Raw genomic sequence first — 9,873 nt, 5'->3', positions numbered from 1 at the left:
TAAATCCAACTCGCTCCGTTGAATCGGTAAAGCGTGGGTAGTGATACAAAAAGTTCACTTGAATCTCCCTAATCGCCTGTTACGCTCGATGTAGTCGAGAGTTTCATTTTCGGGGGGAAGAACTTAGATGAAAGAATGGCTTGATTGGCCTGCTAAGAGTGCCCATCCTCCTGAGACTCTTGAACATCCAGCAATTTATCATATGCTTGATGTAGCGGCTGTCGCTGAGCAACTGATTATAGAATCACCTTGGCCATTTGAATTAAAACAAGCCTTTATTGCACTAGCTGGCCTGCATGATTTAGGAAAATTCAGTGAAACATTTCGAGGTATGTTGCGTGAGGGGGCATATCAACCATTTACGCATTGGGAATTAACTGAAATTCTTCTGTTGACTGAAGATGATTGGTTAGCAGATTGGCTAGGCGGTACAGACGAGGTTCGAGAAGTCTTATATGCCGCTGTGGCCGGGCATCATGGCCGCCCTCCTCAAACAAATCTGCAAAGACGGGAACGAAGGAAATGCTTGCGGGCTGTCGGAGATGGTCATGAAGCAGCACAACGTTTGCTGGAGATTTTTAAACAGCTCTGGCCAGAAGCGTCTCTTGATTCTTTAGATGAAGAGGCAGCCATAAGTTTTTCCTGGTGGCTGCCTGGTTTCTGTACTGCAGCCGACTGGATAGGGTCTAATACGACATGGTTCTCTCCTAAGGCATTGGAGTTAGAACCAGAGGCGTACCTAAAAGAGGCACGTGTCATTGCCCAAAAAGCTGTGAAAGAAGCTGGCCTAAGTGGAACAATGGCCCGTGAAGGGGCGTTGTTTGATTTTACACTGAGGCCATTACAAGAGGCGTGTGTTTCTCTGGCTTTGCCAGAAGGCCCCACACTGGTTGTACTGGAAGCCGAAACCGGGGTTGGTAAAACGGAAGCCGCTCTTATTCTGGTGCAACGTATGATTATGGCCGGTAAGGGGAGGGGATTGTTCTTTGCTCTGCCGACTATGGCCACGGCTGACGCTATGTTTGGTCGGGCCAAGCAGGTTATGGAGAGAATGTTTGCAAATCCGTCTTTGACTCTCGCTCATGGTCGGGCCGGTCTGTCCGTGCCATTTCGTGACCTTGTGAATGAGGGGAGCAAGACGGGTAAATCTGATGATCAATCCGGTGTGACAAGTGCCGAATGGCTGGCTTCAGATAATAGACGGGCTCTGCTGGCTGATGTGGGAATAGGCACGATTGATCAGGCTTTGCTGTCTGTTCTGCCGGTACGGTTTCAAACATTGCGACATTATGGCCTTGCTTCCAAGATATTGGTTGTCGATGAGGTTCATGAGATGGGGGAGCCTTATATCGCAGAAGAATTGGTGGCTTTGTTGCGGATGCATAGAGCCATGGGGGGCTCAGCCATATTGTTAACGGCGACTCTGCCACTCAAATTACGGGCCCGCCTTTTGGAGACGTACGGCGGCATCTCTGAATCTCACGCCTATCCGGCCATAACTATTGCTGGGGGTGAGGCTGTAACACAGTTTGATGATGATGCTCGACCGCAGAAAGGGCCTGTCCTGGTAGAACGGCTTTCCACGACGGATGAGGCGGTACATTATATTGCCCAATCTGCAGCGGATGGAGCGGCCTGTGTATGGGTTCGTAATGCTGTGGATGATGCTATTGCTGCGGTCGATGCGTTGCGGGCTAAGGGTGTGCAAGCGCATCTTTTACATGCCCGTTTTGCTTTGTGTGATCGTAAAAAGCTGGAACAGAGCGTGCTGGATCGTGTGGGACGGAATGGTACTGACCGTAAAGGGTTCGTTCTGATTTCGACACAAATTGTTGAAGCCTCGTTGGATCTGGATTTTGACGTTATGGTGTCCGATCTGGCCCCAATTGGGTCTCTGATACAGCGGGTCGGTCGTCTATGGCGGCATATGGATGTACGGCCTGCCAATCAACGCCCCGTCCCAGCACCCATCTTAAAGGTCCTATCCCCCGACCCTGCCGATGTGCAGGACGCTCGCTGGTTGCAGAAAGTTTTGGAGAGGGGGGCTTGGGTTTATTCCTTGCCGGATATGTGGCGGACGGCTTCGGCTTTGTTTAAGGCAGGTCAAATCAAGACGCCAGATGGCTTGCGCCCTCTGATAGAGGCTGTGCATGGTGATGAGGTAGAAAACCTACCTTCCGTACTGGAGGAGGCAGAGGCGGAAGGGTACGGAAAGGCTATGGCTGCGCGGCATCGTGCTCTTCAGAATCTTGCTACTATCGAAGATGGTTACCGGAAGGGTGGCTGTGGTGCGGATGATACGACCTATCCTACCCGGCTTGGGGATGAAACTCGGGTTCTTGCTCTGGCCCGTCAGACAGACCACGGCCTTGTGCCATGGGCGCAGGCTGAAGGAGTTTTTTCTGATGAATTGAGCAGAAGTGAGTTGGCAGCTCTATGGGCTTTGTCGGAAGTTTCTGTACGGAGCAAGCGGCTTGTGGGGTTAGACCTTCCAGATCAAGACAGAGCCGATATTCATGAAGCTCAAAAATACTGGCCACAATGGAAGAAGAATGTTGTTACCATATGTCCAGTTCAGCCAATAGATGGAGCTATCTGTCGGGGTGTTAGTTATAGGAATGATATAGGACTAATTATATACCATTCCTAATCATTGAGATATTGATAGTAATTTATTCCAGTCTATTATCAGCTATGCTTTTTTGATTTATGGCTTGTTAATGGACTGGACCTGATGCAGGATGATAGCGAAGTGCTGCATTCTTGTGCTGGTGCATGGAGAGGCAGTGGATGGTTGATCTTGTAGCCCTAGAGGTTTCTGGTGTCTCTAAATCTGATAACAGACCCGTGGATTCCGGTACGATGTGCCGATGGTAGCAGGCGGATTATTGCACCATGGCAAATGGCAGAAGAGGGCATAATTTTCCCAGATTGGGTACGTCCTGATCTGAATGTTGCCTGTTTAGAGTTGTTGATCGGGCTTGTTTATCTGGCAGATCCACCAGCGAATAAGAAGGATTGGCGGGCCCGTAGGCGGGCTGATCCGGACCGTTTGAAGACAAAGTTAGCGGCTTATGAGCCGGCCTTTCATCTTCTGGGTGATGGCCCCCGTTTTCTTCAGGACATGGAGAAACTTTCAGGCTCTCCCAATCCGGTTGATATGCTGTTCATCGATAGTGCGGGTGGGCAGACCATGCGTAATAATATTGACGTCATGGTGCATCGTAACCGTTATCCGTGTCTTTCTCTACCGGAAGCGGCGATGGCGCTTTACACATTGCAGGACTTTGCTCCCTCTGGTGGGGCCGGAAACCGCACTTCCATGCGTGGTGGTGGGCCACTCGTGACACTTCTCGATCCCGGTGAAGAACTATGGGACCTCGTCTGGCTCAATGTTCCGTTTGGTCAGCCATCCGACATGAAAGACCTGCCGTGGATGAGGCCGACACGGACATCAGAACCTGGGCAGACGTCTGTCTTTCCATCAGACGGGACAAGACGCTTTGATGTGGAGGCGTTTTTCGGTATGCCCCGCCGTCTGCGCCTTGTAGGGGATGATGAGGGTGTGACGGGCGTCATACAGCGGCCCTATGGCACGAATTATGCCGGATGGTGGCATCCTCTAAGCCCTTATTACCGGATAAAGGTCACAGAGGAGTGGCTTCCACGCCATCCACGGGCTGGACGGTTTGGCTATCGTAACTGGTTGGGTGTCATTGCTGAAAGTGAGCCTAAGAAAGCTCATGAAGAACGTTTGGCTAGCTTGGCACTGATCGTGAGAGAGTGGTGTGGGCAAGAGAGAGGAGATGAGGCGTCCGTTATTGTAGCGGGCTGGGCCATGAACAACATGAGCCCGAGAGACTTTGTCTATTCCCGTCAGCCACTTTCTCGTCTGTCCGAGGATGCTGAAGAGTCTTTACGTGGCTTTATTGAAGCTGCCGAGATGGTAGCAGCCATGTTGAACCGGGCCTTATCATCTGTTCTGGATGCCGGTGAAGCACGAGAAGCGCAACGTGAAGAGTTTTACCTGAAAACTGAACCTGCTTTTTATCAGTGCTTCCACCAGATAGCTGCAGGTGAGAAACCCTCTGAGGAGTGGCTGAAGGTATTGCGAAAGCAGGCTTTGGATCAGTTTGAAGCTGTTGCTTTGCCGGGACTTTCCGAGCGTGACATGCAGAGCATGAAGAAAATTGCCGAAGCCCGGAAGTTTCTGAACATAGAGTTGTGGGGATACGGCAAGAAGGCAGGTCCAGCCCTGTTTACAGCATTGGGTCTCCCCGTCCCGCAAAAGAAGAGGAAGAGGCCGCATGAGTGAAAGAACAGACATTGGCGTGAAGGTCTTTGAGTGGTGGCAAAAGAATCTTGCTCCACGCACGCAGTCTGTGTCGAAGGATGCAGCAAAAAGCGGGAAGGATGAAACGGAGAAGGCATCTGGCCAAACAGCGGCGCGCACACTCAGTGCGAAGTTACGTCGTGGTGGTTTCCCTGACGTCTTGTTTGAACCGGCGGTGCATCGCTTGGTGCATACGTTGAATGTGCGCGAGTATGAGCTGAAACGCTTTTGTCGGCTAGTTGAGATACTTGGTAGTGTGCGGACTCATAGCCAAAGCACATTGGCAGAGCGGCTTAGAGGGGCAGATAAGGAGCCATTATTGTCGCCTCTAAGGTTCAAGCAGTTAATGACAGCCGAAGATGAAGAGTTGGCTACGTTATTGCGGCGTGCTGTGCAGATAGCCGACTATCGTTGCAATGTTGCTGCTCTCGCAAGGGATGTCATGTTCTGGAATGATCGGATCAAGACCCGCTGGTGTCTCGATTATTTTGGTGCTGCGAATAATTCAGAAGGCAAGACAGAATAGCACATATGTTGCTGGTCTCGTTTTTACCCATCTATTGAGTAGGTTTTTGTGTCATGACAAATTTTGTCCAGTTCCATGTTCTGACAACTTATGGTCTTTCTAATCCCAATCGTGACGATATGGGCCGTCCCAAACAGGCCGTGATTGGTGGGGAGGTGCGTATGCGCCACTCTTCACAGTCAGTCAAACGAGCCTTGCGGGAAAGCACGTTCTTCAGTCACGACCTTGCAGACCATATGGGGAAACGGACTAAACGTCTGCATGGTGGGTTGGTGCAGTATCTTTTGAATAAGGGCGTTTCCGAGAAAAAAGCTCAGGAGAGCGCAAGCACTGTCGCCAGTATTTTCGGTAAATTGGAAGCAGCTGATAAGGAAACGGGCGAACAAATCGCTACAACGCTCGCCTTTATTTCACCAGATGAATGGAAACTGGCAGAAGAGCTGGCCGAAAAAGCTGCTGCTGGGGAGAAGCTACCCAAAGATAAAGAACTGAAGAAAAAGGTTCTGCGCCAGGCTGATGGAGCGGTGGATATCGCCATGTTCGGGCGTATGTTGGCTTCTGATGCTGATTTTAATCGGGATGCCGCTGTGCAGGTGGCTCATGCATTCACGACTCATCGTTCAGTAGCACAGGAAGACTGGTTCTCCGCTGTGGATGATCTGAATAAAGATGATGAGCGTGGGGCCGGTCATATCGGTGAAAGCGCTTTTGGCACGGGTGTGTTCTACCAGTATGTATGTGTCAATCTGGACCTGCTGGTTGAGAATCTGAATGGTGACAGGGAGCTTGCTGCCAAGGCCATGGAGGCATTGGCTCGTTCTCTGTCTCAGGCTACGCCTCGTGGTAAGCAGAATAGCTACGCCCATAGGCCACGGGCACATTACATGCTGGCGGAACAGGGTGAGCAGGCCCCCCGTGATCTGTCCGGTGCTTTCTTCCATGCTGTAAAAGGTGAAAACCTGCTGGAAAGCTCTATCAAAAAGCTAGAAGAGACCCGGAAGGCCATTGATGATGCCTACGGGCAGTGCTGGGCTGCTGAAGCGAAATTGTGTGTGGGTAAAAACGGAACGCTGGATGAACTTGCCGCCTTTGCTGGTAAAGCCGTGCGGGGTGAGTGATGGCGTCCCCTTATCTGGTGTTCTCGCTCTCGGCCTCTTTGGGGGCGATGGGCGAGCTGGCCGGGCATGAGCGGCGTGGTTCGCTGCTCTGGCCGGGCCGTTCCGCACTGATCGGGTTGATGGGAGCTGCTTTAGGCATTCGGCGTGATGGTGATTTCTCTGAGCTGGATGGTCTGAAGATCGAGGTTGCCGTATTCGATAGCGGCACGGTCCTGCGTGACTTCCACACCATTCAATCCGTCCCGGCGGCAGCGGTGAAGAAGCCAAACTCTCGCCCAGAGGCAATTCGGAAAGCGGGAGGACGGCTGACAACTAGCATCACCCTGCGTGATTATCGGGCAGGTGTGTTCTACGGCGTGGCTGTGCAGGGCAAAGGGCTGGAGAAGATTGCGGACGCACTACGCAAACCGCATTTTACGCTCTATCTGGGGCGTAAATCCTGTCCGCTTTCATCCCCTCTGAACCCTCAGATTGTACAGGCCGACACGGTCGAGGAAGCTCTAGGGCAGGTGAAAGTGCCTATCTGGCTTTCCAAACACGTTGATCTTTCTAAAAAGGTCATGGTTGTTGGTGAGCAGGGCAGCCAGCGTGATTCTGTGCATGATATTCCGTTGGACCGGCAACGCTGGCACTTTGCCGCACGGGATGTCGGAATACGTCATGTTGAACTGCTAGGGAAGACGATGAAATGAGCTGGTATCTAAGTAGAATCCGTCTTTCCCGCAGCCCTGCTGTGCGTGTTCTGGAAGCCGCCTTGAAAGAGTCTGACGCAGGACAGAGGCGATCCTCGCAGCATCATATGCTCTGGTCTGCTTTTGCAGAGGACCCCAACCAGAAGCGGGATTTTCTCTGGCGTGCGGAAAGTGACGGGAGCTTCCTTACGCTCTCTCCCCGTCCACCACGGGATGATAATGAGCTGTTCGAGCCTCCCCAGTGTAAGATATTCGACCCTGCATTGAAGGCAGGTGATAAACTGGCTTTCTTGCTGCAGGCCAATGCGACACGGATGAAGCGTGATACGGGTAAACGTGTTGATGTTGTTATGGATGCGCTTCGTCATGTTCCGGAGGAACAACGGGCAGAGCAGCGAATGGATTTAGCCGAAAAGGAAGGCAAATTCTGGCTGGCCCGACAGGGAGAAAAAGCTGGCTTTACCTTTGTGCCTGACGAGGTGCAGGTTGAAGACTATCGGACTGAATTACTTCCCCGTTTTAATATGGGGAAGCGAGGCATACCAACGTTCGGTATTCTGAGTTTTGCCGGCCAGTTAGAGGTGACAGACCCAGAAGCTTTTCTGGCTCAGCTTGTCCGAGGATTTGGTCGGGCTAAGGCCTTTGGCTGTGGCCTTATGTTGATCCGGCGGGCTGCATGAGTAGGGCGGGGAAAGACGGGTTGCCCGGTCTGGCCCCGCCGAAACCAATCCCCCTAAAAGATAGATCCTCTTTGATCTTTGTAGAGCGGGCCCAGCTGGATGTGTTGGATGGTGCGTTTGTGGCGATAAATGCCGATGGCACTAGAACACAGATTCCCGTTGGTGGTCTGGCTGGTATCATGCTGGAGCCGGGCGCCCGAATTTCCCATGCAGCGGTGTCGTTGGCGGCCCGTGTGGGGACATTGATTACATGGGTTGGAGAAGCAGGTGTACGCCTTTATTCCTCTGGCCAACCCGGCGGGGCACGGGCTGATCGTTTGTTATGGCAGGCTAGTCTGGCTTTGGATGATGGGGCCCGTTTGCGTGTCGTGCGAGAGATGTACAAGCGGCGTTTTAAGGAGGAGCCACCTGCCCGGCGGTCGGTCGATCAGTTGCGTGGTATTGAGGGAGCCCGTGTAAGGGAAAGCTACGCTCTGCTGGCTGCTCAATATGGTGTTAGTTGGAAACGCCGTTTGTATGATCGGAAGGATTGGAGCGGTTCGGATATCCCTAATCGGTGCCTCTCAGCGGCCACAGCTTGCTTGCATGGGTTGTCTGAAGCCGCAGTCCTCGCAGCGGGTTATGCACCAGCGGTGGGGTTTCTGCACAGCGGGAAGCCGTTGTCCTTTGTGTATGATGTAGCGGATATTTTCAAAATGGAAACCGTGGTGCCGGAAGCATTCCGTATTGCGGGCAAAGCGGAAAGGGGGCGGCTGGATATGGCACCAGACCGCGCCGTGCGGCTGGCTTGTCGGGATAAGTTCCGCCAAGATAGGCTGCTGGAGAGGATTATTCCAACCATTGAGCATGTTCTATCTGCTGGCGGTCTGCCTCGGCCTGCACCGCCGCCAGAAGCTGTCCCTGTGGCGTTTGAGGATGAAGTCTTTGGGGACCCGGGGCATCGGTGATGTTTGTAGTTGTTGTTACAAATGCTCCGCCTCGTCTGCGTGGCCGTTTGGCGGCGTGGCTGGTAGAGATTCGGGCTGGTGTCTATGTGGGTAATTATTCCAAACGGACAAGGGAAATGATCTGGGAGCAGGTTCTCCTTGGGGTGGGGCCGTTGGGTGATGCTCTTATGGTTTGGCGCGCTTCTAATGATCAGGGCTATGAGTTTCGTACGGTTGGCCAGAACCGCCGGATGCCTGTAGATTTCGATGGATTGAAGCTAGTTTCTTTCTATTCAGAGTAGGAAGGGAGAGAAGATTAAAATATAATTTAAGTTGGTAGGATCTTTGACAACAAAAAAAGATATATCTTACAGTGCGTTATAGGAAGTCTGTTCCCCGCCCGTGCGGGGATGAACCGACAGTAGCGGCCATGAGCGGCTCTATCACCGCCTGTTCCCCGCCCGTGCGGGGATGAACCGAGAGGGAGAAAATACTTACGATTACTCTTCTACTGTTCCCCGCCCGTGCGGGGATGAACCGGTCTATGACAGTGGGCGGGCCCTTGATGTTCTCTGTTCCCCGCCCGTGCGGGGATGAACCGCAAAAAATGCGCAACGTAACGACAGCTGACATCTGTTCCCCGCCCGTGCGGGGATGAACCGGCAATTCAGACTAACGCCGCCTCTATTTCTAACTGTTCCCCGCCCGTGCGGGGATGAACCGTAGTACCGATTACAAACTGATGACCGATACACCTGTTCCCCGCCCGTGCGGGGATGAACCGGGCCGGAGAAACGCCCCAGATTCGGCGATTGACTGTTCCCCGCCCGTGCGGGGATGAACCGCCACAGCTATTACCGCTGCTTATACAGCCGCCCTGTTCCCCGCCCGTGCGGGGATGAACCGTCTCATCCGTGCATAAGACGTTATAAATATTGCTGTTCCCCGCCCGTGCGGGGATGAACCGCTAGGGCGGCCAAACTCTAAACTCATTGCCGGCTGTTCCCCGCCCGTGCGGGGATGAACCGGCTAGAGAGCGTGCCAACAAACGTTTCTCTACCTGTTCCCCGCCCGTGCGGGGATGAACCGTATTGGGGACTATTTTGCGGAAACTAGGGGAACTGTTCCCCGCCCGTGCGGGGATGAACCGCATACGCAGAGGTCTGATCTGATTTACCAGATCTGTTCCCCGCCCGTGCGGGGATGAACCGTGGCTGTGCATCTGCCTAGTGCTGAAGGGGATCTGTTCCCCGCCCGTGCGGGGATGAACCGTATTTCCTTTTAGGGCGTTGTCAAAATTATACCTGTTCCCCGCCCGTGCGGGGATGAACCGAAATTCTGCTCCAGACCAAGAAACAGCCCCCACTGTTCCCCGCCCGTGCGGGGATGAACCGCAAAATCAACCCGCATTACCCGGCTCGGTTCACTGTTCCCCGCCCGTGCGGGGATGAACCGCCCGCACCGTCTGAGGGGACCGCTGGGCAGCTCTGTTCCCCGCCCGTGCGGGGATGAACCGCTCAATTATGGTGTGCCTCGTGGAAAATCCACCTGTTCCCCGCCCGTGCGGGGATGAACCGCTCGGTAGCTTATTACAGGGG

Annotated in this window: 8 protein-coding genes and 1 CRISPR repeat array (1 of these 9 running past the window's edge); all 8 genes read left to right on the top strand. The window is 53.2% G+C overall.

Features of this window, described 5'->3' with window-relative positions; translation table 11 throughout:
- Positions 1 to 127: 127 nt before the first annotated feature.
- The 8 genes from cas3 to cas2e all read left to right on the top strand — a co-directional run bounded on the left by cas3 (position 128) and on the right by cas2e (position 8,577).
- On the top strand, positions 128 to 2,650 hold the full coding sequence (cas3, locus tag AL01_RS08625; RefSeq protein ID WP_158075963.1) for a CRISPR-associated helicase Cas3': 2,523 nt from the start codon (positions 128 to 130) through the stop codon (positions 2,648 to 2,650).
- 171 nt (positions 2,651 to 2,821) lie between these two features.
- Positions 2,822 to 4,315 carry a type I-E CRISPR-associated protein Cse1/CasA gene (gene casA / locus AL01_RS08620; protein WP_158075962.1) on the top strand — a complete coding sequence of 498 codons (1,494 nt, stop codon included), beginning with the start codon at positions 2,822 to 2,824 and terminating at the stop codon, positions 4,313 to 4,315.
- Positions 4,308 to 4,859, top strand: coding sequence for a type I-E CRISPR-associated protein Cse2/CasB (gene casB, locus AL01_RS08615; protein WP_077397125.1), 552 nt, complete (start codon positions 4,308 to 4,310; stop codon positions 4,857 to 4,859). Before casA ends, casB begins: the two co-directional genes overlap by 8 nt.
- Positions 4,860 to 4,912: 53 nt before the next feature.
- Positions 4,913 to 5,977 carry a type I-E CRISPR-associated protein Cas7/Cse4/CasC gene (cas7e, locus tag AL01_RS08610; RefSeq protein WP_077397124.1) on the top strand — a complete coding sequence of 355 codons (1,065 nt, stop codon included), beginning with the start codon at positions 4,913 to 4,915 and terminating at the stop codon, positions 5,975 to 5,977.
- Positions 5,977 to 6,669, top strand: a complete 693-nt coding sequence (gene cas5e, locus AL01_RS08605) for a type I-E CRISPR-associated protein Cas5/CasD (protein WP_077397123.1) — start codon at positions 5,977 to 5,979, stop codon at positions 6,667 to 6,669. The genes cas7e and cas5e overlap by 1 nt, the downstream gene beginning before the upstream one ends.
- Entirely contained in the window at positions 6,666 to 7,349 is a 684-nt protein-coding gene (gene cas6e, locus AL01_RS08600; RefSeq protein WP_077397122.1) for a type I-E CRISPR-associated protein Cas6/Cse3/CasE, read from the top strand. The genes cas5e and cas6e overlap by 4 nt, the downstream gene beginning before the upstream one ends.
- Positions 7,346 to 8,296, top strand: a complete 951-nt coding sequence (gene cas1e / locus AL01_RS08595) for a type I-E CRISPR-associated endonuclease Cas1e (RefSeq protein ID WP_077397121.1) — start codon at positions 7,346 to 7,348, stop codon at positions 8,294 to 8,296. The genes cas6e and cas1e overlap by 4 nt, the downstream gene beginning before the upstream one ends.
- Positions 8,296 to 8,577 carry a type I-E CRISPR-associated endoribonuclease Cas2e gene (cas2e, locus tag AL01_RS08590; protein ID WP_077397120.1) on the top strand — a complete coding sequence of 94 codons (282 nt, stop codon included), beginning with the start codon at positions 8,296 to 8,298 and terminating at the stop codon, positions 8,575 to 8,577. Before cas1e ends, cas2e begins: the two co-directional genes overlap by 1 nt.
- A gap of 87 nt (positions 8,578 to 8,664) precedes the next feature.
- Positions 8,665 to 9,873: a CRISPR direct-repeat array (repeat unit 29 nt; unit sequence CTGTTCCCCGCCCGTGCGGGGATGAACCG); it runs 528 nt beyond the window's last position.

This window comes from Bombella intestini, assembly GCF_002003665.1.
Taxonomy (GTDB): Bacteria; Pseudomonadota; Alphaproteobacteria; order Acetobacterales; family Acetobacteraceae; genus Bombella; species Bombella intestini.
The sequence above is the reverse complement of the archived record's forward strand: the minus strand, read 5'-3'. Positions and strand labels throughout refer to the sequence as shown.

Bases quoted from the DNA above. Each gene is read 5' to 3' on its own strand.
- cas3 (WP_158075963.1), top strand. From the start codon at position 128: ATGAAAGAATGGCTTGATTGGCCTGCTAAGAGTGCCCATCCTCCTGAG.
- casB (WP_077397125.1), top strand. From the start codon at position 4,308: ATGAGTGAAAGAACAGACATTGGCGTGAAGGTCTTTGAGTGGTGGCAA.
- cas7e (WP_077397124.1), top strand. From the start codon at position 4,913: ATGACAAATTTTGTCCAGTTCCATGTTCTGACAACTTATGGTCTTTCT.
- cas5e (WP_077397123.1), top strand. From the start codon at position 5,977: ATGGCGTCCCCTTATCTGGTGTTCTCGCTCTCGGCCTCTTTGGGGGCG.
- cas6e (WP_077397122.1), top strand. From the start codon at position 6,666: ATGAGCTGGTATCTAAGTAGAATCCGTCTTTCCCGCAGCCCTGCTGTG.
- cas1e (WP_077397121.1), top strand. From the start codon at position 7,346: ATGAGTAGGGCGGGGAAAGACGGGTTGCCCGGTCTGGCCCCGCCGAAA.
- cas2e (WP_077397120.1), top strand. From the start codon at position 8,296: ATGTTTGTAGTTGTTGTTACAAATGCTCCGCCTCGTCTGCGTGGCCGT.